General features: G+C 64.1%; 18 protein-coding genes and 1 pseudogene. 6 read left to right on the forward strand and 13 right to left on the reverse strand.

From position 1 onward, the window contains the following. Nucleotides 1-2: 2 nt before the first annotated feature. Together RP6297_RS10345 and RP6297_RS10350 are read left to right on the forward strand one after the other, a co-directional pair. A complete protein-coding gene (locus RP6297_RS10345) occupies nt 3-695 on the forward strand; it encodes an amino acid ABC transporter permease (RefSeq protein WP_004631147.1) in 693 nt (230 codons plus the stop codon). Next, the gene (locus RP6297_RS10350) at nt 692-1,441 is read left to right on the forward strand and encodes an amino acid ABC transporter ATP-binding protein (RefSeq protein WP_115341709.1); all 750 of its coding nucleotides are present in this window, start codon (nt 692-694) and stop codon (nt 1,439-1,441) included. Before RP6297_RS10345 ends, RP6297_RS10350 begins: the two co-directional genes overlap by 4 nt. 73 nt (nt 1,442-1,514) lie before the next feature. Here the strand turns inward: RP6297_RS10350 and RP6297_RS10355 are convergent, their stop codons facing one another. The 8 genes from RP6297_RS10355 to RP6297_RS10390 form a co-directional block, all read right to left on the reverse strand. Then, complete coding sequence (locus RP6297_RS10355; RefSeq protein ID WP_037028339.1) at nt 1,515-2,438, reverse strand: glutamate/aspartate ABC transporter substrate-binding protein; 924 nt, start codon at nt 2,436-2,438, stop codon at nt 1,515-1,517. A gap of 123 nt (nt 2,439-2,561) precedes the next feature. After that, on the reverse strand, nt 2,562-3,830 hold the full coding sequence (locus tag RP6297_RS10360; protein WP_037028337.1) for a D-amino acid dehydrogenase: 1,269 nt from the start codon (nt 3,828-3,830) through the stop codon (nt 2,562-2,564). Between the two features lie 510 nt (nt 3,831-4,340). Then, nucleotides 4,341-5,711 carry an exopolysaccharide Pel transporter PelG gene (pelG, locus tag RP6297_RS10365; protein ID WP_037028335.1) on the reverse strand — a complete coding sequence of 457 codons (1,371 nt, stop codon included), beginning with the start codon at nt 5,709-5,711 and terminating at the stop codon, nt 4,341-4,343. Beyond that, a complete protein-coding gene (pelF, locus tag RP6297_RS10370; RefSeq protein WP_037028333.1) occupies nt 5,711-7,333 on the reverse strand; it encodes a GT4 family glycosyltransferase PelF in 1,623 nt (540 codons plus the stop codon). The genes pelG and pelF overlap by 1 nt, the downstream gene beginning before the upstream one ends. Next, nucleotides 7,330-8,316 (reverse strand): tetratricopeptide repeat protein, encoded by a 987-nt coding sequence (locus RP6297_RS10375; protein WP_012762469.1) that lies wholly within the window; start codon nt 8,314-8,316, stop codon nt 7,330-7,332. Before RP6297_RS10375 ends, pelF begins: the two co-directional genes overlap by 4 nt. Before the next feature lie 26 nt (nt 8,317-8,342). Then, the gene (locus RP6297_RS10380; protein WP_037028331.1) at nt 8,343-9,806 is read right to left on the reverse strand and encodes a PelD GGDEF domain-containing protein; all 1,464 of its coding nucleotides are present in this window, start codon (nt 9,804-9,806) and stop codon (nt 8,343-8,345) included. Next, the gene (locus RP6297_RS10385; protein ID WP_027680861.1) at nt 9,806-10,366 is read right to left on the reverse strand and encodes a hypothetical protein; all 561 of its coding nucleotides are present in this window, start codon (nt 10,364-10,366) and stop codon (nt 9,806-9,808) included. The genes RP6297_RS10380 and RP6297_RS10385 overlap by 1 nt, the downstream gene beginning before the upstream one ends. 69 nt (nt 10,367-10,435) lie before the next feature. Next, on the reverse strand, nt 10,436-13,789 hold the full coding sequence (locus RP6297_RS10390) for a tetratricopeptide repeat protein (protein ID WP_223293231.1): 3,354 nt from the start codon (nt 13,787-13,789) through the stop codon (nt 10,436-10,438). Between the two features lie 110 nt (nt 13,790-13,899). Between RP6297_RS10390 and tnpA the strand changes: the two genes are divergently transcribed. Genes tnpA through tnpC form a run of 3 tightly spaced genes read left to right on the forward strand, consistent with a single transcriptional unit; the run spans nt 13,900 to nt 16,335 of the window. Beyond that, nucleotides 13,900-14,364, forward strand: coding sequence for an IS66-like element accessory protein TnpA (tnpA, locus tag RP6297_RS10395; RefSeq protein ID WP_008652244.1), 465 nt, complete (start codon nt 13,900-13,902; stop codon nt 14,362-14,364). After that, nucleotides 14,364-14,714 (forward strand): IS66 family insertion sequence element accessory protein TnpB, encoded by a 351-nt coding sequence (gene tnpB, locus RP6297_RS10400; protein WP_008652247.1) that lies wholly within the window; start codon nt 14,364-14,366, stop codon nt 14,712-14,714. Before tnpA ends, tnpB begins: the two co-directional genes overlap by 1 nt. A 31-nt stretch (nt 14,715-14,745) precedes the next feature. Then, complete coding sequence (gene tnpC / locus RP6297_RS10405; RefSeq protein ID WP_008652249.1) at nt 14,746-16,335, forward strand: IS66 family transposase; 1,590 nt, start codon at nt 14,746-14,748, stop codon at nt 16,333-16,335. 27 nt (nt 16,336-16,362) lie between these two features. Here tnpC and RP6297_RS10410 read toward each other — a convergent pair. Together RP6297_RS10410 and RP6297_RS10415 are read right to left on the reverse strand one after the other, a co-directional pair. Further along, nucleotides 16,363-17,040 (reverse strand): annotated as a pseudogene (locus RP6297_RS10410) (tetratricopeptide repeat protein); the annotation flags it as partial. After that, entirely contained in the window at nt 17,027-19,864 is a 2,838-nt protein-coding gene (locus RP6297_RS10415) for a bifunctional glycoside hydrolase 114/ polysaccharide deacetylase family protein (RefSeq protein WP_115341711.1), read from the reverse strand. The pseudogene RP6297_RS10410 and the gene RP6297_RS10415, both read right to left, overlap by 14 nt. 484 nt (nt 19,865-20,348) lie before the next feature. On the opposite strand from RP6297_RS10415, the gene RP6297_RS10420 reads away from it, so the two are divergent. After that, a complete protein-coding gene (locus tag RP6297_RS10420; protein ID WP_037028325.1) occupies nt 20,349-21,665 on the forward strand; it encodes a hemolysin family protein in 1,317 nt (438 codons plus the stop codon). On the opposite strand, the gene RP6297_RS10425 is transcribed toward RP6297_RS10420, so the two are convergent. From RP6297_RS10425 to RP6297_RS10435, 3 genes are all read right to left on the reverse strand, one after another. Beyond that, the gene (locus tag RP6297_RS10425; protein ID WP_051917728.1) at nt 21,605-22,075 is read right to left on the reverse strand and encodes a carboxymuconolactone decarboxylase family protein; all 471 of its coding nucleotides are present in this window, start codon (nt 22,073-22,075) and stop codon (nt 21,605-21,607) included. The two genes, RP6297_RS10420 and RP6297_RS10425, sit on opposite strands and share 61 nt — an antisense overlap. Further along, entirely contained in the window at nt 21,978-22,553 is a 576-nt protein-coding gene (locus tag RP6297_RS10430) for a MerR family transcriptional regulator (protein WP_037028323.1), read from the reverse strand. Before RP6297_RS10430 ends, RP6297_RS10425 begins: the two co-directional genes overlap by 98 nt. Nucleotides 22,554-22,691: 138 nt before the next feature. Next, complete coding sequence (locus RP6297_RS10435) at nt 22,692-22,919, reverse strand: hypothetical protein (RefSeq protein WP_012762475.1); 228 nt, start codon at nt 22,917-22,919, stop codon at nt 22,692-22,694. Nucleotides 22,920-23,048: the final 129 nt, after the last annotated feature.

Here is a 23,048-nt window from a genome sequence, read left to right on the forward strand (position 1 = left end):
CCATGCTCGATCTCATCCAAACCTACGGTATCTATTACCTGATCGGCCAGTACCCGAATGGGCCGCTGGGCGGTCTGGCGCTGACATTCCTGCTGGCGTCCGCCGGCCTTGTGCTCGCGCTGCCGGCGGGCATCATCCTTGGCCTGTGCCGCGTCAGCCCGATTGCCGCGCTGCGCTGGCCGGCCACGGCGCTCGTCTACGTGGTCCGCGGTACGCCGCTGCTGATGGTGATCTTCTGGGCGTATTTCCTGCTGCCCTCCGTTACTGGCCAGCGCACGGACCAGTTCAGCACCATGTTGACCGCGCTGGTGATTTTCGACGGCGCGTATCTGGCGGAGATCGTGCGTGCGGGCATCCAGGGGTTACCGCGCGGGCAGATGGAGAGTGCCCGCTCGCTCGGCCTGTCGTACATGCAGGCGATGCGCCGCGTGATCCTGCCGCAGGCGCTGCGCAACATGCTGCCTTCGCTGGTCAATCAGCTCGTGTCGACCATCAAGGAAACCTCGCTGGGTTATATCATCAGCCTGCCCGAGGTGTCGTTCGTGGCCGGGCAGATCAGCACCGCCGTGATGGTCAAGTCTGCCGAGGTGTACGGCCTGCTCGGCATCAGCTACTTCATCATGTGCTTTAGCCTGACGCGCGTGGCGTTTTACCTGGAGCGCCGCCTTGCCGCGCGTGCCCCGTCCAAACCATGAACATGATCACGATCGAACACGTCGACAAGTGGTACGGCGATTACCACGCGCTGGTCGACATCAACGAAACCGTTGCCAAGGGCGAAGTGGTGGTGGTGTGCGGGCCGTCGGGCTCGGGCAAGTCAACGCTCATCCGCACGCTGAACCGGCTCGAAGCCATTCAGAAAGGCCGCATCACCGTCAATGGGCAAGACGTGCGCGCGCACGGCGTCAACGTGAACGAGCTGCGCAGCGGCATCGGCTTCGTCTTCCAGCAGTTCAACCTGTTCCCGCACCTGACCGTCCTGCAGAACTGCACGCTCGCACCAGTGCAGCTCAAGCGCATGCTGCCGCAGGAAGCCAAGGACTTTGCGATGAGCCTGCTTGAACGCGTGGGCCTGCCGCACAAGGCCGGCGCCTACCCCGGCGAGCTGTCGGGCGGCCAGCAACAGCGCGTGGCCATCGCGCGCGCCCTGGCCATGAAGCCGCCGGTCATGCTGTTCGACGAGCCCACCTCCGCGCTGGACCCGGAAATGGTGAACGAAGTGCTGCTGGTCATGAAGGACCTCGCCCGCGACGGCATGACGATGGTCTGCGTCACGCACGAAATGGGTTTCGCCCGCGAGGTGGCCGACCGCGTCCTATTCATGGACCAGGGACAGGTGCTGGAACGCGCCACGCCCGAGGATTTTTTCCAGCGCCCGCAGCACCCGCGTGCGCAGCGCTTCCTGGCCGATATCCGCTCGCCGTGGAGCGAACCCGCCTGAACCGTCGGGCAGCGGCCAAATAAAAAACGGGGAACACTGTTCCCCGCTTTCTTTGGATGCACGACAACGCGGCTTACTGGATCGCCTTGTCGTTCGGGTGTGCGTACAAGTCCTTCATGCCAGCCGTCATCGGGTAGTTCAGGTTCAGGCCCTTCGGCGGAATCGGCGACAGGAACCACTTCTTGTACAAGTCGTTCGCCTTGCCCGATTTCAGCAGATCGGCAATCACGTCGTCGGCCACTTTCTTGAACGCCGGATCGTCCTTGCGCATCATGCAGGCGTAGGTTTCCGTCTGCAGCGGCGTGCCGGTGACCACCCAGTCGGCCTGGTTCTTGGCCTTCGTGCGCTCGCCGTACAGCAGCGGTTCGTCCATCACGAACGCCACGGCGCGGCCCGATTCCAGTGTCAGGAACGCCTGGCCGTGATCCTTCGCAAGAATCAGGTTCATCTTGTCGGCGTCCTTGGCTTCACCGTTCATCTTCTGCAGGATGCGGTCTTCGGTGGTGCCGGCGGTGGTCACCACGGTCTTGCCCTTCAGGTCGGGAAAGTCCTTGATGCCCGAGTCCTTCTTCACCAGCATCAGCATGCCGTAAATGAAGATGTTGTTCGAGAACGCGACCTGTTTCTGACGCTCGAGGTTGTTGGTGGTCGAGCCGCATTCGAAGTCGATCGTCCCGTTCTGCAGCAGCGAGATGCGGTTCTGCGACGTGATCGGCGTGAGCTTGACCTGCAGCTTCTTGCCCACCGCCTTTTCCACGCCGGCGACGATCATGTTGGAGATCTCTTGCGAATAGCCGGTGATGGTGTTCGCGTCAGCCTGGTACGAGAACGGAATCGACGACTCGCGATAGCCCACCGAGATCACGCCCGATTGCTTGATCTTGGCCAGCGTGTCGTTCGACTCCGCCTGCGCGCCCGTCGACAGCATTGCCAGCGCACCGGCCGCAGCCAGCGTCAGGCCACACAGAATACGTTTGGTCGAATGCAAGGTCTTCATGCTTCCCCTCCTATGGGTGTGTTCGCTCCAGACTACTTTGGTTACCAATTGGCGTGGGCCAGCTGCACATCGTCAAGCCTGCACGCTCGGTCTTTGAATCTCGTTCTGAATCTCGCTCTTGTGTCACGCGGCCAGCGCATAGGGCACTGGGGAAATCGCGGGCTTGCGGCCGGCAATCAGGTCGGTCAACAAGCCTGCGCTGCCGAGCGCCAGCGTAAAACCCAGCGCTCCGTGACCCACGTTCAACCACAAGCCTTCCACCGGTGACGCCCCGACCACGGGCACGCCCGTTGGCGTTGCAGGCCGCATGCCAGCCCACGGCGCCGCATCGGCACCCGCGTCATTGGCGCGCATGGCACCCGGAAACAGCGCGCGGGTTTCGTCATACAACGTCTGGGCGCGGCGCGTATCCAGCGCCGTTGACCAGCCCACCAGATCCGCCATGCCCGCCACACGCAGCGTCTGCCCAATGCGGGCGTAGACGATCTTGCGCGCGGCATCCGTCACGCTGATCACCGGGGCAACATCGCCCTCCCCCAGCGGCAGGCTGATGCTGTAACCCTTGAGCGGATAGAGCCCGGGGTCGATGCGCAACGGGCTGAGCAGCCTGGCGCTGGTCACGCCCGCTGCCATCACCACCGCATCGGCGGCAATCTGCTCTCCATCGGCCAGTTCTAGACCGCGCACACGGCGGCCTTCGGTCCACAACGCGTCAACGCCGGTATTGAAGCGCAGCATCACGTTTGGCATCGCGCGCAGCCGGTTGAACAAGCCGACGCAAAGCTGGTGGCAATCGGCCACGTCTTCGTCGGGCGTATAGATGGCGCCGACAATCTGGTCACGCACGCCGGCAAGCGCGGGCTCGTGGGCCACCGTTTCGTCGGCGGACAACGCATGCTGCTCGCAGCCGAGCGTCGCCTGATAGCCGACCTGCGCGCGGGCCGACTCGAACGCCGCAGCTTCGCGATGCACCACCAGCTTGCCGCGGCGCGCAAAGCTGAACGCCAGATCCGGCGACACCTCCCGCAACGCTTCCATGCGTGCGCGGCTGTAGAACGACAGCGCAAGCAGCTCGCGCGTGGTGCGGTCGGCACGGTCACGATTGCAGGCAGCGATGAAGCGCAGCCCCCAGCGCAGCAACGCCGGGTCCAGCGATGGCTTCAGCCGCAGCGGCGAATCGCCGCGCAGCAACCAGCCGGGCACGTGCGAAAGCACGCCGGGGCCGGCCAGCGGCGCCACATAGCTGTAGCTCAACTGGCCGCCGTTGGCGTAACTGGTGCCCTCGCCCGGGCCCGGATGGCGCTCGACCAGGGTGACCTGATGGCCTTCCTGAGCCAGCGCATGGGCCGTGCTGATTCCGATGATGCCGGCGCCGACTACTGCGATTTGCATGAAGAAGCTGCGTATTTTGGAATGTCGGTGCAGCTTAAGGAGCCCGGGGGGGTTGGGCAAATGCGGAGTTGTTGGGAGGGATGTTGCGGAGCTATGGGCCTTTTTGGACTGGGTGGTCCATCCCCTGTTTCATCCCCTGCCGGGGCCGACTCACTTTCTTTGTCTTGCCAAAGAACGTCAGCTCAGAGCTCCAACCGTCGAGTAAAAAGCTCGGGACGCCGAGCTTAGAGCTCCGACCGTCGAGATCGGAGCTAAAAATCTTCGAGCAAAAAGCGCCGAGTGCCGAGCGCGAACCCTCACCCGTGGAGCAGGAAGCCCCGGGAGCCGGCCTCCAAGCCCCGATGACCGGGCAAAAAGCGTCATGGTGTTGCCGCAAAAAGCAGCAGTCGCCAAGCAAAAAGCCTCGCGGCTGGCGCTTGGAGCGCGGTGCGCGAGACTTGAAGGGTCATGCACGGGGGTTGATGCGTCGCTGGCGTGGCTCCAGACGGCGGCAGAGGCTGTCAGCCAGCCTTACTGCAACATGAATGTCTCGTACTCCAGCCGATCCAGCTTCCGATCGAGGATCACCAGGCTGGCCATCACCACCAGCAGCAGCGACACGGCAAATCCGTATCCATACCAGGCCGGGCCGAGCTGCAACGTAATCCAGGTCAGCACGCCGTTGAGGGCCACAAACGCCGCCGTCAGTGCCAGCACCACGCGGCGCCGGTCGAGGTAGAAGAAGATGTTCACCACGCCCAGGAACACCACCTGCAAGCTCGCGGCAATGGTGTCGACGTACAGCAGCGGCAGGTACAGCTCGGAAATCTGCAGCGCGCGCAGCACCGAGGCGCCCACGGCAAACAGCACCAGCGCGGCCATGGCCTGGATCTTCACGATCTCGTACAGGCCCGCGCGAATGGTCTGCACCATCGTGTTGCGCATGTCTTCGATGTGCTCAAGCGATGCGCCGCCGCGCACGGCATCGTAGAACGCGTCGTAGTACTCGACGAAATCCGTCTCGATGCGCACCAGGAACACGGCCATGCCGGGAATGATGCCGAGGTATGCAAGAAACACCGGAATGTCGTAGATGACCGACGCGTTCAGCGGGCCGATCACCTGCTGGCCCGTGCCCGGCGCATACCAGAACATGAACTTATCGAGCCAGATGCCGAGGTTGTACAGCAGCCCGATCAGCATGAGCGACGGATACGCGAACCGCCGGTCGAACACCTCGAACGACAGGAAACGCCGCCCGCTGAAGTTGCGGTAGATAAGCGCCGCCATGCCGATCAGCAGGCAAAGCTGCCCCGTCACGAACCCCGCCAGCAGCCCTTCCAGCCCCAGCCGGTTGAACAGCAGCGCCAACAGCACGGTGAGCGTGTAGCCGATCAGGAAGATCCACACGATCGCCTTGTACTGCTTCATGCCCGACAGGAAGATCACGGCGATCCAGATATTGGCCATGACCACGAAACCGGCCAGCATCAGCAACCGGTAGATGGCCGACTGCTGCGGGAACGCAAAGAGGATGACAAGCAGACCCAATCCGCCCGCCACCAGCGTCATCACGAGCGACACGGCGTGGTAGTTGGGCAGGATCAGGTCTTCGCGCTTCTCGAACAGGCGGTCGGACGTAAAGCGCGTGAACGCCAACTGCAGCGGCCCCGTGAGGATCAGGCTGACCGCAATCAGGTAGGTGACCGACACCTGGAACTGCGTGATGAGCGAGCCGGGAACCACGAACGGCAGGCTCAGGATACCGATCAGCAGAATCCCGACGATGGAGAGAATCCACGGCCCCGAGCTGATGATGCCGGCGTAGGTATAGGCGCGCAGCAGCCCGAGCAGGCTGTCGCGCTTGAGCATCTTGCGCAGCTCAAAACCAATGCCGGCCATCAGCGGGCTCCCTCATGTGGCTTGTTCTGCTGGGCGAGGTGCGGGCAGGCTGCCGCAGCGGCAGAGGCAGCATTGGCACCGTGCTCGGTACTCAGATCGGGCAACGTCTGCAGGCGCGTATAAAGCTCGCGGTAGCTGCCGACCATCATCTCTTGCGTGTAGTAGCGCTCGACGCGCGCGATGCCGGCTGCCTGTGCTGCATGCCAGCGCGTTTCATCACGCAGCAGCGTCAGCACTTCGGCGGCCAGGGCGGCCGGGTCGGCAATGCGCACCACGGCACCGGCCGCGCCCAATGCCGCGTCTTCGCCCTCCAGGCCGAACAGGAGCTGCCGGCACGAACCCACATCCGTCGTGACAGACGGCACGCCAGCGGCAAACCCTTCCAGCACCACCAGCGGCAGCGCCTCGCTGATGGAACTCAGCACCAGTACGCCCACCTTCGGCAGGATGTCGTCGATCTTCTGGAAGCCCAGGAACTTGATGCGGTCGCCCAGCCCGAGGCTCTCCGCCAGGCTGTGGCATTCCTGCGCGTATTCCGGATCTTCGTCTTCCGGGCCGGCAATCCAGCCTTCCGCATCGGGCATCTCGCGCGTGATGGTGAGCATCGCGCGGATGAAGGTCTTCACGTCCTTGATGGGTACCACCCGGCCGATCAGGCACATCACGCGCGGCACGCTGGCCTGCCGCTTCTCGCGCAGCGCAGCCAGACGCGGCAGGTTGATGCCGTTGGGAATGCTGCGCGTCTTCTCGGCCGGCGCGCCGTCAATGACCTGCCGCTGCCGGTTGCCTTCGTACAGCGCGACGATGTCTTCGGCCGCGTCGTAGCAGACACGGCCCATGGTCTCGAAAAAGCGCACCCACAGGTCACGGAAGTAGCTGATCTGCGCGATGTCCTTCTCGAAGATGCTGCGGTTGTCACGGATCCACTGGCTCTGGAACAGGTCGATCTTGCGTTCCTTGGTGTAGATGCCGTGTTCCGATACCAGCAGCGGCCGCCCGCGCCTGTAGCGCAGCAGCGCGCCCAGGAACCCCGCATAGCCGGTCGAAATGGTGTGGAACACCTTCACCGGGATGAGGTTTTCCGCAATGCGCACAAGCTGCCACAACGGCTTGTGCATGATGCGCACGGTCCAGAAGTAATCGGTAAACGACGGGTCGGTGCAGTAACGCCGGTAGTAGTCCGTCATCATGTCCCACGCGCGGTGGCTGTAGAGGAACTGCTCCTCGGCCAGCGGACCATCGTCGCGCAGGTCGGCAATCGACGCGCGGATCAACTCGGCCGTCTCTGCCTTGTTTGCCGGATTGCGCAACGCGTCGTGCAGCTTGCGCGAGCGCTCGAACGCGGCGGCATCGCCACCACTGGCCTGCACCAGCGGCGGCGGCGGAAAGTCGTACAGGTAGTGGCACTCCAGGTGCACCACGTTGTCGGGAATGGCGTAGACGGGCTTGCCGTAGTCTTCACGGCGGCTGCCGATGAAGACGATGGCAAAGCGGATGTCCGGAAACGCCCGGATCATCTGGTTGACCCAGCTCGACACCCCGCCGCTCACATAGGGAAAGGTCCCTTCAAGCAGCAGCGCAACGTCGGCGGACTGGGCGCGCGGAAATTGGTCGTTGCTCATGATGTCCAGTAGCGCAACAGCGGCCGCAGCAACGGCAGCGGAGACCGGCTGGAGAACTGCGCCAGCGCCGCACGGGCGCCGGCATAGTCGCGGCGCAGGTAGCAGGCTTCGGCCAGCGGCGGCAGCAGGCGGTCACGCGGGAAGCCGAGGGATTCAGCGCGGCGCAGGTGAGATTCGGCCACATCGGGCTCGCGGCGCGACAGGGCAAGCCGGCCGCGCATGTACCACAGGGCGGCGTTGTCGGGCTGGATGTCGAGCGCCGCGCTGGCATAGCGTTCGACCTGTTCGGCGGTGTAGCGGTACACGTCGCCCTGCACCAGGTTCTGGTAGATCAGTTCCCAGTACAGGTCGGCCAGGCGCTTGTTGATGTCGTAGCGGGCCTCGGGCGTGGTGGCTTCTTCCAGGCGCGGCAGCTCGGCCAGGATCTTTTGCGTGAGCACCTTTTCGGCGTTGTCGAGCATGCCGTAGGCCAGCAGGCGGATGTCGTCCACCGGATCAGCCAGCAGGTCGCGCAGCACGGGGCTGGCCGTGCGCGTGGGCATGGACTGCATCGCCACCAGCGCGGTCATGCGGCTCTGCACCGGGGCGCGCTCATTGCTGAGCTGCGCGCGCAGCCGCGCCCCGCCGCCGTGCGTCACGCGTGAGATCAAGTGCGCCACGAACACCGGCAGGCCAACCTCGGCGATGTCCTTGTCGTCTTCGGGCTTGGGAAAGAGCTTACCCAGCAGCAAGCTGCCGAGCACCAGCAGGCACCCCGCCACCGGCACGAAAAAGCACAGCGCCGTCAGGTAGCCATACGTCCATACAAAGGGCACGCGATAACGGCGCGGCAGCAAGCGCCACGCAGCCAGGCCGATCAGCGCCGCGGCGGTGCCCTGCAACATCAGGCATGACAGCAGGAGCGCCAGGCTGTTGCCGGCGTGCAGTGCCATCACCACTGCCGCAATCTGGGCCGAGATGCCGCCGAGCGTGAGCTTAAACATGATCGATCCGCATGGCCTTTGCGCCCCTATGCATCGAGGTGACAGCGCGTGAGGAACCGCTGCAGCGCCTCGCCGGGGTGCTCGCCCGTCACGTGCAGCGTCTGCACGGTGATGTGCCCGCCCTCGAAATCGACACCGAACTGCGCGCGCAGGCTGTCTTCAATGCGCACCAGATAGGCCGACACGGCACCGGCGCCCGACAGCGGCATCAGCGTGATGATGGCGCGGCGGCTCTTGCCGCTGGCCTGCCACACCACATCCAGTGCGCGGCGGCTGCGCACCACGCTCTCGAACAGCGCATCGCTGGCCTCATCCTTGTCAAAGATGAGCGCCACCACCGACGAGTCGATACCCGTGTCGCGATGCAGACGCGCCAGCCGGCCGAGGTCGAGCGCGAACTCGTACGGCGCGTCGGGCACGAGATCCAGGATCTCCGAGCTGACGGTGAGGTGGCGCACGCCGTCGGCGTAGTAGCCGAGCAGCACGAGCAGGAACTGCAGGTTCTCGAACGACAGCGAGAGGAACGGCATCTGGTGTACGACCACCAGCCCGATCAACTCGTCCGCCCCCGACAGCACGGGCGCGCACGCCACGTAGCGCGAGCTGTCTTCCGTGCGCAGCTCGGGCGCCTGCGGGTGGCCCAGCGTGTGGGTGTCGATGCAATGGCGGATCAACGGATCATCGGCAACGATGTCGAACGGCGCGCCCACGCGGGCCACCGGTTCGGTATCGATGCGGTTGCCTGTCACGCGCACCATGGCGGCCACTTCAAGCTGGCAGGCCTGCGCCGTCCATTGCAGGAACGGCTCGGCACCGGGCAATTGCGCCACGTCAGGCGCGTTCTCGGCGCTGCTGTGCTCCCGTGCGGCCAGCGCGATATTGCGCAGCTGCGTAAGCGTGTCGCGCAGCGTGGTCGGCTTGGCCAGCAGGTCATTCTCCAGGCGCTCGTGCGACAGGCGCAGCAGGAAGTGGTTTTTGGTGAGCGCCGCCAACCGGTCGTTCAGGTAGCCATTGACGGTGCGGGCGCGTGACAACCGCGCGCCCCAGATGTCGCCGTACTGCCCCCCAATCAACACGAGCATCAGGCCGCCCAGAAAGTACATGCGCGGGAAGCTGGCGGCAGCGGCCGTCTGTCCGTAGAACACGGCCCAGGCGCCCAGCACGACCAGCGCGGCAAGTGCGCCGAGCAGCGTGCCGTAGCGCAGCGCCAGGATGAGCGGCACCAGCCACATCCACGGAAAACCGTAGCCGAGCAGCAGCGGGTTGTCGGGCACGAACAGCCACACGATGCCGATGGCCGCCACCGCAGCACCCAGCGTTTCGAGCACGGCGCTCGGGCTCGACACAGCGGGAGCAATCAGGCGCCCGTACCAGGTCGAGGCGCCAATGCCCTGCGCGTTGCGCCGGCGCTCATTCCGCCCGCCCTGGGCGCGCGCATCGGCGCCAGGGCGGCCGGCCGACTGGGCAGAACTTGCCGACTCGGTCTTCATCAGCCCCGGCCCAGCGGCGAGAGCAGCTCGCGCAGCAGCTTCTGCGCCACCGCCGACACGGCATCGCGGCTCCAGCCGGTGCGGCTGCCCGCTGCGCTCCAGATCACGTTGCCGGTCTGCACGTCAATCACTTGCAGCGTGATGCCCACCGCGGGCTCGCCATCCACGCCGACCTTGTAGCGCCACTCGTCCACGGCGCCGGTCAGCGCGTAGCGGGCTTTCTCGCCGCGCGCCCAATCCAGCGCGCGCGATACGGCCTCGCGCTCGGCGGGCTCGAACAGCGATTCGCTGTTCAGGTTGGCCGGATATTGCTTCAGGTTGGAGAAGCCGCGCGCCTTGAGGATGCTGGCCGCGATCGTCTCTGCACGCAGGCCCGCCTGCGGCGTTTCGGTGTAGTTGACGATGGGCAGCACGACCCACGCATCCGACGCACTGGTTGCCGGCGCACGCGCGCTGTCGACCACCGCGCAGGCAGACAACGCCAGCGCCGCACCAACGCCCGCTGCCAGCGCCAGCCAGCGCCGGCGGCCGGCTTTCATCGTGTTGATCAAGGGTGTCATCGCGTTCTCCCTGGAGTCTTCCGTTGTGTGCTTCATGTCGTTCTTTCCCCGTTGCATTGTTCTTGCTTGTCAGTAAAGCCAGCGGTAGCGCAGGCCGATCTCCGTCAGCGGCGATGTACCCGCGCGCGTAATCGACTGGTGTTCGATGTACAGCGCCAGGTGGTCGTTGCCGAATACGCTGCCGGCCACGCCAAGCTGGGCCTGCACCCCCCACCCTTCGCGGTTGTCATGCAGCATGCCTGCATCCATGAAGGGCCGCCAGGCGCGCGTATAGCGGTCCCGATAATCCGTGCCGAAGCCAAACAGCATGCCAAACTGGTTGAACGAACGCGGCATGATCTGGTCGACGTCGGGGGCAGCGCCCGAAGGAAGGAGGCGCGCCATCAACGGGCTGACCGTGCCCGTCGCGTTGTAGCGCGCGACAGTACCCACCACGCGGATCGTGTAGTCCGGATACTCCACCCGGAAGCGGTGGCCGATTTCGCCATCGAACACCATGCCGCTGCCGAGGAACGAACGATCCTGTCCGTAGAAACGGTTGCCTTCCACGCGCGCGCGCACGTATTCGTTCTGCGTCACCCGCCAATTGTTGCCGATCGAAAAAAGATCCTTCACGCCGCCCACACGCAGTTGCGGCGTTTCATTGGCCGGCTGGTTGCGACCGATCGACAGTTCCGTGCCCACTGGCCCAACCTGCCCAAGCAGCCCATCCAGCCGGAACGCGTAGAGCGAGGCCAGCCCCTGGCGCCAACCCACCGTGCCCTTCCACTGCGTGTTCTGCGTCTGGTACTGCGAGATCCAATCCACCTGCCGGTCCTGCGCAGGCACGCCGGTCAACTGCGTGTCGTCGGTCGAGCGCTGGTTCCGTTGGGTGGCGCGCACAAGCATGCTGTAGTGATCGGTCAGGCGGATGCCGGCGGCGGCGCTGGTCTCGAAGTACGTGAGGGGCGCCTGCTTGAACCACGTCTCGCGTGGCTCCAACGCCTGTGCATTGGTCAACAGCGTCTCCTGCACACGTTCGTGCAGCTGCTCGTCATCGGGGGCGGTGCTCAGTCCTTCAAACGACAACCGCTGCGCCTCGCCGAGGCGGTCCGTCATCACATTCGCATCGATGCGGTTGTAGAGCGGAATACGGTCAGGCGTGTCGTCCAGCAAGCGGTTGAGCGTCTGCAGATCGCGCTCGGCCAGGGCGATGGAAATCTCGGCATAGGCCGGGCGCGTCATGCGACGCGTGTACTGTTGCAGCAGCCACGCGCGCGCCAGATCGTTCGCCTCCTGCGACAGCGCCCAACCCAGCGCCGCTTCCTTGGCCACGGCAGAGACAAGCTGGTCGCTCACGCGGGCGTTCTTGCGCTTGTCGGTGGGAAGCTGCGGCGGCTCGGGCGGCAACGTATCGATATCGCCCAACTCGGACTTATCGATCGCCGAGCGGCCACCTTCGCGGGCCAGCTTCGTCGCGCGGCGATCATCGCGCAGCAATTCGATCAGCAGGCGCTGCGACAGGTCGCCATAGCCAAAGGTTTGAGCCAGTGAGACGCGCCGGGCACGCAATTCCGCACGGGCATCTTCTTCCAGCGGTGCCGCATCGGCATCGCCCACCGCGACGCGTGTGCCTGCGCGGCGGCCCGTTGGCAGCTTGGTCTTGCCGCTACCTGTCGAATCTTCCGCACGCCACAGCAGCCACCACGCCTCGCGGCGCAGCGCCCAGGCAGCATCGGCCTGACCGGCCATTTCGCGAGCGTCGGCATAGGCCAGCAGCCAGAGCGGATCGGTCTGCATCGACTTGCTCTGGCGGCCCAGGAAGCGCAGCGCCAGGTTGGCGTCGAACAGCTGCAGGCCGGCGGCAGCGTAGGCTCCCCAATATGCGGAATCGTTTTCGGCCTCGTTACGCCAAAGCGCCAATGCGCGCTTGAGTTCGGCGTTCTGGCCGGAATCCAGCAGACCCCACAGGAAGGCGGCCTTCACATCGCTACCCGCATCAGGCAGCGACACCGCGCGCCGCAGATCGCGCATGGCGGCATCCCACTGACCGCTCTGACGGAAATATTCGGCGCGGGCGCCCAGCACGCCGGCAGATTGTTCGGCCGCTCTGCGCTGCTCTGGCGTGAGCGAGGCCAGCAGCCCCTCGATGCGGCGGAAGGCACGCGCACGCGTGTAGTAGTAGATGGCCTGCTGCAGGTGGACCATCGTGCCCGCCTTCCGGAAGGCGAGTTCAGCCAGGCGACCCGCGTCGATGGGGCTGGCGTCGTAGAAGTCGATCATCGTTGTCAGATCGTCTGGCTCAGCCCTGCCGCCGATCAGCAACTGTCGATACGCCGCACGCGACAGATCGTCACGCTGGTTCAGGCGCGCGAGCTGGGCGAAGGTCCGCCAGTAAAGGTCGTCGGTGGGCGACGCCACCTTGCTGGCGACCTCCATGGCAGAGAGCGCCTGCGCGAACTGCCCGCGCACGTACAGGATGTTCGCCAGCTTGAGCGCGTACTGCGGGTTGGGGCCGAACTCCTTCTGCAGACGGGCGTAGGTGTCGTAGGCCTGATCATCTTTGCCGGCGCGCTCGGCCAGATTGGCATAGCGCTCCAGCACCACTTGCCGATGCGGCCCGTGCGCGATGCTGTTCAGATACGCCAGCCCTTGCACGGGTTCGCCCAGGCGCTCGTATGCCGCGATAACCTGGTCGAGCAGCTTCATGTCGCCCGGGTTGCGGCTTGCCTGGTGGCGCAGCGCTGCCAGATAGGCGTGGTCTTCATTGAGCGCGGGCGCCAGGCGGAGCACGTGGTGCCAGGCGGCATCATCCCCAGTGGACTGCGCATACGCCAGCCAGTAGTTCAGCGCCGCCATCGGTTGCCGGTTCCACTCAGCCACTTGCGCGGCACGTTCGGTCCAGATTTTCAGATCGGGGCGTTGACGCACAGCGGCCTCGGCCACGCGCATGGCGTCGTTCAGATTGCCGCTGCCCATGAAAACCTGGAATGCGAGGTCGTAATCTTCCGCATTGAATGGCGCAATCCCATGTGCGATCGCCTGTGCGCCAGATGGCTGCGGAGACGAAGCAGCATCGCCAGCCTTGTCCTGTTTATCCGCCACCGGGCGAATGCGAGCAGCGTGGCGCTGGCGACGCGCCAGACCTTCCGGGCCGTCCATGAACACCAGGTCTGCCGGACTTGGCAACGGCTCAGGCCGGCCGGCGAATGCCCAGTCATGACGGCCGACGCCGGAGGCCAAGGCAACACGCTCCTGCGCCTGATACCTGGACAGCCGCAGCAGGCGGCGCGCGTATTGGTCTGCCAGATCCGGCCGATTGCATGCCATCGCCAGGCGCGTGAGAAAGCGCAGCGTTTCGGTATCGTCGATCAGCGGGCCAACGCGGCGCTGCGCTTCCGTCATGGCATCGTCAAGCAGGTTGCCGGACTGCAATGCCTTCAACCCTGCGATGAAGTAGCGGCGCTGTTCGGTAAGCGCTCAATTGACGACGTCTGGTATTGAAGGCTGAACGTTGGCAGGCTAGCGTCCGCAAAGACTTTGCGGACGCAAACATGATCCAAGACGAGATTGACCTATTTCCGCTGCAGGCGGTGCGAGTCCGCTCCAATGGGAAGCGCGACTACGAGCCAGCGGCCAAGCGGCGTCTGATTGAGTTCTGTCTTCAATCGGGAGCATCGGTCTCGGGCACGGCGCTCAAGGCCGGTATCAACGCTAACCAGTTGCGCAAATGGATTCGGGACTACCGAGATTCAGTGCAGGCGCGAGGTGCGTTGCCGGCATTCGTGCCGGTTGTCCAGGAGGTTCAGGATTCGCGGCCAATCGAGACACTTGCAAAGGTTGCGGTGCCGCGTCACGAAGCGGCATCAGCGACTGGCGATCCGCCACCGCGGCAAGCGCAACCGCTGGCGCTCTTGAGCGCAAAGCTGCCCAACGGTGTATCACTTGAGCTCGAATGCAGCGAGCGAGACGTTGGGCTCGTAAAGGCAATGATCGAAGCACTGAGTGGAGACCGTTGATGTTTCGGCTCGACGCTGAGCTGCGGGTGTATCTGCATCGCGACGCAGTGGACTTCCGTAAGAACATCAACGGCCTGGCACTGCTGGTCGAGCAGACGCTCGGGCTGGATCCGTTTGCATCGGCTGTATTTGTGTTCCGTAACCAGCGGGCCGATCGCATCAAGATTCTCGGGTGGGATCGCAACGGCTTCTGGCTATTGTTGAAGCGATTGGAGGCGGACCGGTTTGCCTGGCCACGCGAGGCGGCTGTGGCTACGCTGACGGTCGAACAGTTGCACTGGCTGCTCGAGGGAATCGACATCGAGGCGATGCGCCGGCACCCGCACCGAGAATACCATCGCGCTGCGTGAACGCTGTTTGGCGGCAGCGGTCTAACCCGCCATGCCATCCACGCCCGTCACCGTTACCGCCGCCGAGCTGCAACTGTTGCGAGACGCCGAGCGCGAGCTCAAGGCAATACTCGCGGAACGCGAGGCAATCAAGGGCGAACTGCGTGTGATGACGGTCCAGCGAGACCTGCTCTTGGAACAGCTCAAGGCGTTTCAGCGTAAGCTGTTCGCCGCAAAGAGCGAGGCGCGAGGCTCGGAGCAGAAGGACTTGTTCCTCAATGAGGCCGAGGCCTTGGCGACGGCGGCCGCGCAGCCGGCGCAGGAAGAAGAAGGTACGCCCGAGACCGAAGTGGCCGGACACAAACGCAAGAAGCGCGGCCGCAAGCCGCTCGACCCGGCGCTGCCCCGTGTCGAGGTTCGTCACGAACTACCCGAATCGGAACGCGTCTGCCCCCTCGATGGCCAGGCTCTGGTCGAGATTGGCGTCGAGGTCAGCGAACAGCTCGACATCGTGCCGCAGCAGGTCCGCGTGATCCAGCACCAGCGGGTCAAGTACGCCTGCCCATGCTGCGACGGCGGCATCAAGACGACGCCGGCACCGGCGCGCATTATTCCCAAGGGACTCCTTACCGAATCGGCGCTGGCCTGGTGCATCACCTCGAAGTATCAGGATGGCCTGCCGCTGTACCGCCAGGCAGCGCTGCTGCATCGCTTCGGCGGGGACCTCTCTCGCGGCACCCTGGCCGCAAGCATAGTGCGAGTAGGCCAGGCGGTGCAGCCAATCATCAACCTGCTGCGTGACCATCTGCTGGAAGCAGACGTCGTGTACGGTGACGAGACAACGGTACAGGTGCTCAAGGAGCCCGGCAGGCCTGCCCAGAGAAAGAGCTTCCTATGGGCGCAGATGAATGGCACAGGGCCGCCGGTACGGTTGTTTGCCTATAGCCCGACACGCGAGACAAAGCAGGCTACGGCTCTCTATGCCGGCATCAAGCCTGGGGCGGTGTTGATGACCGACGGCTATGCACCATACGACGACGTCGCAAACACCTATCAGTTGGTGCATCTCGGATGCTGGGCACACGCGCGCCGCTACCTGGTCGAGGCGGAGCAAGCCTTGCCCAAGGACAAGCGCCCCGACCACCCGGTCACCGGATTCCTGCAGCGCATCGGCAAGCTGTTTGCCATCGAAAGCCACACGCTCAAGATGAAGCCGGAACAACGGCAGCAGGTTCGCGCCGAACAAAGCCAGCCGCTGCTGGCCGAGATCGAAACGATGCTGCTGCAACATCTGCATACCGTGCTGCCGCAAAGCCTGTTCGGCAAGGCGCTGCACTACCTGCATGGGCAGTGGCCAAAGCTCGTGCGCTACATCGAGAACGGAACCTGGCCGATCTCGAACAATCCCTGCGAGAACGCGATTAGGCCATTCGTGATCGGACGGAGAAACTTCCTCTTCTGCGACACCGTGGCCGGTGCCAACGCTAGCGCAAGTCTTTACTCGCTGGTGGAAACCTGCAAGGCCAACGACGTCGATCCGTATCAGTATCTCGTTGCCTTGTTCAAGGCGTTGCCACACGCACAGACCGCCGACGACTACGAGGCTCTGCTGCCCTGGAGGCTCAAGCCCTCAACCGTCTAGCGGATACCGCCGGCGGCCGCAAGGGGCGCCCTTAAAAGACCGCTTACGCTGTTCGTCGAGCGAGGTGGCTGTGGCCTGCGCGGCAAAGTTGGCAGCCGCAGCGGCGCGGTATTCGCCCACGCCCAGTGCGATCTCGGCAGTACGCGCCTGCCATTGCGCGGCACGCGCCACGTCCTGTTTAGCCAGGCGTTGATAGAACTGGACAGCAATCGCGCCCTGGTCCAAGCCACGCGACTTGGCGCCGAGCATCTCCAGCTCAGCCGCAGTCCAGCGATAGTCCAGCGCCTGCTTGAGCAGACCACGCAGGTCAAGCAGCATGGCGGCGCGTTGGGGATCGTTCGGTTGCAGCGCGTATGCGCGTTGCTCTCGGATCGCGATGTCAAGCAGCAGCGCTTCACGGTCGAGCGTCTTGTCGTGCAGCGCGCGCATGCGAGCAACCATGGCTTCGGCTTCCGGCAAGCGGCCGGTGCGAACGTACTGGGCGGCCAGCACGCTCAGGAACTCGCCATCGTTCGGACGCACGCGCAGCCAGGCTTCCAGGTAGGCCACGGACAGCGCATCCACCTTGCCGCCCTCCAGCAAGCGCGCCTCAAGGCGCTCACGTGGGAACATCAAGGCGAGCGCAAGCCCGATCAGTGCACCCAGGGTACCGATCAGCCAGGCTGGCAGCAGCCGTTCACGCGGAGTCAGGTCAGCAGACCACATCGATACGTTGGTAGGTCACGGTTTGCGCTGCAGCTCCTGTCAGATCAACGCGTACGGTGTTGTCTTGTGCGCGGGCGGTGCGCGCCGGGTTGCCATTGACCTTCACGCGGCAGGCTGCCGCGTTGGCCAGACGAACAAACGGCTTGTAGTAGCCACCGGCCTCGAAACTCAACGCATTTCCGTTTCGTGCGAAGTTGCGCACGAAGGCTGCGGCTTCCGCAATGTATGCAGGCTTCGCCGATTCTGCTTCAGGTGCGAGCGTAAAGCGTGCGGCTCCATCATCGAGATGAATATAGATACCGCCCGCCGCCTTGTCATACCCGACCACCCCCCGCGCATCCGCCATGCGCGGCGTACCGCGGGCCATCCAGCGCAGTTCGCGCAGGTCGCCATCACCACGCACCACCCAGGTATTGTCATCCCCGACTTCCCGGGCGATGGCCATGCTGCGGAAGTCCAGCACCTTCGCCACGTACTCGGTCGAATAGATCGGGAAGACGGGCTGCGCTAGCGCGTAGTCATAGACCTTCTTCAAGGCCTTGAGCGAAGCAAGCTTGGTGCCCGAATACATGTGGTAATAGATGTTGATCGGCTTGAAACGATACGGCGTGTCGGTCAATTGCAGCGTTTCAATCAGCCGATCAAAACCATAGAACGGCCCAGTCCAGTCATTGGTATAGACGTTCTCGTTCTGGTTTGGCGCGAATACCTGGTAAGCCCCGGGCCCCTTGTCGATGCCCAGCGGCGCAATCTCCGTCCATGATGGCGAGCTGCGCGTGATGGTGGTATCGCCGCCGTTCAGGTTGAGCACGCCTGCATCCCACGTCATGCGCACGGCAATCTCCGGCGGCTGGCAGTCGCCTGACCATTGCAGAATCTTGACGCGCTTGCCGGGCGGTGCCAGGCGCTCGTTGATGTAGTTGATGGAGCCCGCGATCTCGCGGTCGAGACTGAACTTGTAGCCCGGGATGGACAGCGCGAATGCAGTGTCCCCGCCACCCTTGTCCGCACCGGGCCCTTCTTTCGCGCGGTCCCCTGCCGCGCCGGGCACGGTGCGGCTCCAATCAAACGGGTGCGAATAGGTATGCGTGCCCAGTTCGACGTACGGCAACGCAAACATCTGACGCGCAATTGCTTCCAGGCGCGGCGTCAGCTTCGGGTAGAGGCCGCTTGCGCCTACCTCGCCCTCGATCACCGAGAGCGTTGTCGGGATGCGGTACTTCTCCCAGACGTCCTGCAGGAGCACTTCGCCGGAATACTCGGGGCCTGGAAACTCGGCGCGCGAGGCAAAGCCGTCGCCGTCCACGTGCACGAGCATGAGCCGGCGGCCGTTTTCAGAGGTCACGTCGGGGATCGGCATGTCAGGCAGCGCAAGCGCCCGGCGCAGGAACTCGATCGGCTGCACGACCCAGCGCGCCTGCTCAACGGTGTCCATCGAGAACACCGCGTACGGATTCAGTACATAGCCGCCCCAATCGGTAATGGCTGCGGCATCAAACTCAAAGTTGCCCGACTTCAGCCGCAGCAGCGACTGTCCGTTCGCGCTCACCTTGATCGGCTGCGCTTCACGGCGCTCCGGTTGCGGCGCCATCTCAAAACCCATCATCCTGTCTTGCGACACCACCGAAAGCGGCCCGTTGGCACGGCCACGCACAAGCTGCAGCTTGAACATGTCGGCCATGCTGCCGTCAACCGGCAGACCAAACTGGTTCAGAAAGGCGATATGCACGCCGTCATGAATGCGTTGCCGCACCCAAGACGACAGCGCCGCCACCTGTTTGATCGGACTGGTGTTCACCCACACCACCACGCCGGCATAGCGGTCGGGCGGTACAGAAGCGGGCAGCGTCTTGTTGATGTCGGCGTACTCGACGTCGTAGCCAAGGAAATTGAGCGGCGTGGCCACGAAGCGCACGCCCTCGCTGGTGTCAATGGTGGTGCGCGGGTCACGATCCTGGAGGATCAACACCTTGCGCGGCAGCACTTCGATGCGCCCGACACCAATGGTCGACAAGTCCGGATCGGTCACATACGGCACCACGCCCTGCGCCTTGATGCGCTTGGCCGTTTCCCGCGCGCAGGCACGGTCGGTCGGCGGACAGTAGTCGATAGCGATGACAGGCAGGTGGTACTCGTCGCGAATCTTCCGTACATGGCCCATCAGCCATTCGCGGTCCGCGTCGTTCACTTGCTTGTACTGCTTGCTGCCCTGGTCCCAGCCACGGTACAGCGATTCAAACGCCACCGCATAGGCGAGGTCGTGCACCTGCGGCAGGATTTCAAAGCCGCGGTTGAAGATCAGCTTGGCGTCCGGATAGCGTGCCTTGATGGCGCGAATCACGCGCACCATGCCGGCTTCCTGCGCCGCACGTGAGGCGTCGTCCTTGGCCACCAACTGATACGAGTCGAGCGTATCGAGGAAAAAGCCACGGTAGCCCTTGTCCCACAGCGGCTTGATGACGTGATCGACATAAAACGCCGGCCACTCGGGCTGCGTCTGGTCCACCACGCGCGACGCCCACGCCTCGTTGCGGCCGAGCAGCCAGGTCTTGGGCAGATCCTTGTACCAACTACGCTGCGGCGTGACTTCGCCCACGCTCACGTAGGCGTACCACTGCGTCTTTGGCGTCTTGAACTGCGATGGATCAAACCCGTGGTCAGGCTCCACCACGACCGCATCGAACGCGCGCAACTGCGCCACGGGCGGTTTGTCGCCGTAGAACCACGCGATGTTCGGCGCGTTGACCGAAACTGAAGCTGTTACCCCTGACGCCCCGGAGCCGGTGGTGGCAGGCGCTTGTTGAGCAAGCGTCACACAAGGCATCGAAACGGTGGCGGCCAAAAGAAGCCCAGCCCACCGTGCGATCGTCCCTGCCGTATTCCCCCGTTTCCCCCCGGTGCGCCGCTGTAAACGGCTGAGAACCCACATGAACTGGCACTCCGCTATGCAACTATGTGCATCAATTGGGCCGATCTGCGCCGGCACTGAAGATCGGCGCCAGTGATGACGCCGTTCGGAACTGCTATTTTTCTTCACGGTTGCCGCCCGCAAACGCAGGCCCCGCAAGGCATCCCGAGACAATGTGTCCGAGGGTGAAGTATCGCCGATGCCATGGGTACACGGCAAACCACATTTTTGATGACCGGGTACCCCCCTCGGACATAAACAATTGTTTGAGATCACCCGCGCACGCCGTGGTTTGACAAAGCGATTGGGGCTGCACCATGATCAGCCGAAGCCACATTTCACGCGCCCGAGCAGTTGTCGCTGCGCAACGACGCGACTTGCCCGGACGGCCCCCGCCATCATGTCCGCCCTCCTCCTTGCCCTGCTGATCCTGATCAGCGCCTTTTTTTCCGCTTCCGAAATCGCCCTCACGGCATCGCGGCGCACGCGTCTGCAAACCTTGGCCGACGACGGCGACACCCGCGCCCTGCGCGTGCTGCAGCTCAAGGACATGCCTGGCAACTTCTTCACAGTGGTGCAGATCGGGGTAAACGCGGTGGCCATCCTGGCCGGTGTCATCGGCGACAGCCAGATCTCGGGGCCGCTGGCCGCGGGGCTGAGTGACTGGCTGCCGGCTGCCCGCGCCGAACGTATCGGCAGCATCGCCGGCTTCGTCATCGTGACGGGGCTGTTCATTCTATTTGCCGATCTGCTGCCCAAGCGCCTGGCCGTGCTTTACCCCGAGCGCTGCGCGATGTCGATCATCGGCCCGATGCAGTCGTGCTTGCGCGTGTTGCGGCCGGTGGTATGGCTGTTCAACGGCGCGGCCGACATGTTCCTCAAGCTGTTTGGCGTACCGACGCACCGCGTCGACCAGATCACCACGGAAGACATCGCCGCCATGGTGGGCGCGGGCGCGCAAGCCGGCGTGCTGCGCAAGCACGAGCTGGCGATGATCGAAAACGTGTTCGAGCTGGAATCGCGCACCATCACCTCTGTGATGACCGTGCGCGACGAGGTGATCTACTTCACGGTGGACGAGCCGGTGGAGTCAATCAAGATGAAGATCATCGCGCAGCCGCACGCGGAATACCTCGTCTGCCGCGAAGACATCGACTCGGTGCTCGGCTTCATTGCGTCCAAGGACATCCTGCAGCAGATCCTGTCGGAAGAGTCCTCCGCCGTGATCCGCAACATCAGCAAGCATTACGACAAGAACCTGCTCGTGCTGCCGGACACGCTCAACCTGTCACAGGCACTCACGCGCTTTCGCGAGATGCACGAGCGCTTTGGCGCGGTGGTCAACGAATACGGACTGGTGGTGGGTGTGGTGACGCTCGATGACATCGTCGGCGCGGTGATGGGCGACATCCTGTACTTGGGCGAAGACGAGCAGATCGTGCGCCGCGATGACGGCTCCTGCCTGATCGACGGCGTCACGCCGCTGGGCGACGTGAAACGCGCCTTCGACCTCGACGACCTGCCCGGCGAACACCACGTCGAAACCCTCGCTGGGCTGGTCATCTACGCGCTCAAGCGCATCCCCAAGAAAAGCGAGACCGTCGATATCGGGCCACTGCATATTGAAGTGCTCGACATCGACAACCACAGGATCGATCAGTTGCTGGTGTCGCGGCGCATCGACCCGCCGGCAGCGGTCATGTCTTCGGCTTCGTGAGCGGCAAACACTTCCTTGGCGGCAAACATGCCGTTGAGTGCCGCCGGAAAACCCGCGTATAGCGTCATCTGCAGGATCGTCTCGGTGATCTCCTGGCGTGTCAGCCCCACGTTGAGCCCTGCCGCAATGTGCACCTTCAACTGCGGTGCCGCGTTGCCCAGCGCCGTGAGCGCGGCAATGGTGGCGATCTCGCGCTCACGCAGCGTAAGCCCCGGGCGGCTATAGACGTCGCCAAAGCCGAACTCGACGACGTAGCGGCCGAGGTCGGGCGAAATGTCGGCCAAGGCCTCGACCACACGCTCGCCGGCCACATCATCGACTTCCTTGAGTTTTTGCCAGCCCCGCGCGTAGCGATCGTCCTGCAGGTTGGCGTGGTTTGCGGCTTGTGCGGTGTGGGTGGTCGGGGTCATGCGCGTCCTCGTTCGGTTGGCGTTTTGGCTTGTGCTTCGATTTGGAAGATGAGGAAGCAGAGCCCTTGGCGCCTTCCGCGCCTCCCGTGCCTTCCGCGGCTTCAATCCGTGCCCGGATGCCGTCGTAGACAACGAGTTTGACGCGCAGCACGGCCAGCGTCTCGGCCCGCGCGCGCAGCTCCGCTTCCAGCGCCGCCGCATGCAACTCCAGCAGGCGTTGGCGCGCCGACACACTGTCCAGACTGTCGCCCTGCCGCCGCAGCGCGGCGTACGCCTGCATCTGCGCGATCGGCATGCCGGTATCGCGCAGGCGCAGCAGGAACTCCAGCCACGTCATGTCTTCGGCACGGAAGACACGATGGCCGTTATCGCGCCGCTGCACGCTGTCGAGCAGGCCGATGCGCTCGTAATAGCGCAGCGTATGCGTCGACAGGCCGGTGGCTTCTGCAACCTGGGCGATGGTCAGGAATGGGGTCATGAACGGAGCTTAGAAGTTAGAGCGCACTCTAAGTCAAGCGACTGTACGCGAATTATTCCGGGCCGCCCAAAACAAAGCGCCGGCCCCTTTTCGGAGGCCGGCGCCTGGTGTGCAGAAAAAACGGCAGGCTGCCGCTGATCAGCCGCCCACGCCGTATGCGCTCTTGTCCTGCAGCTTCGGACGGTGGTCGCGTTTCTTTTTCTTCTTGTGATGGTGAGCCTTCTTCTCGCCTGCGGCCGGTGCCGATGCCGCAGGCGCCGGCGCGGCGGCAGGCGCAGCGGGGGCGGGGGCAACCGGAGCGGAAGCCTGCGCAAATGCGCCGGCGCTGAAGACTGCAGCCACAAGGGCAGCCAGGAGCTTGTTCATCGTGTTGTCCTTATCGAAGAGACTGGTTTATGGCGCGTTCCGGTACTGGATGGAGCGTGACCCAATCCGCTCCCGCACCTGCCGTCAATGCGCGGCCCGATATCGGAATGACCCGGAATGACCCGCACA

It is taken from the genome of Ralstonia pickettii (assembly GCF_016466415.2).
In the GTDB taxonomy this organism is placed as follows: Bacteria; Pseudomonadota; Gammaproteobacteria; order Burkholderiales; family Burkholderiaceae; genus Ralstonia; species Ralstonia pickettii.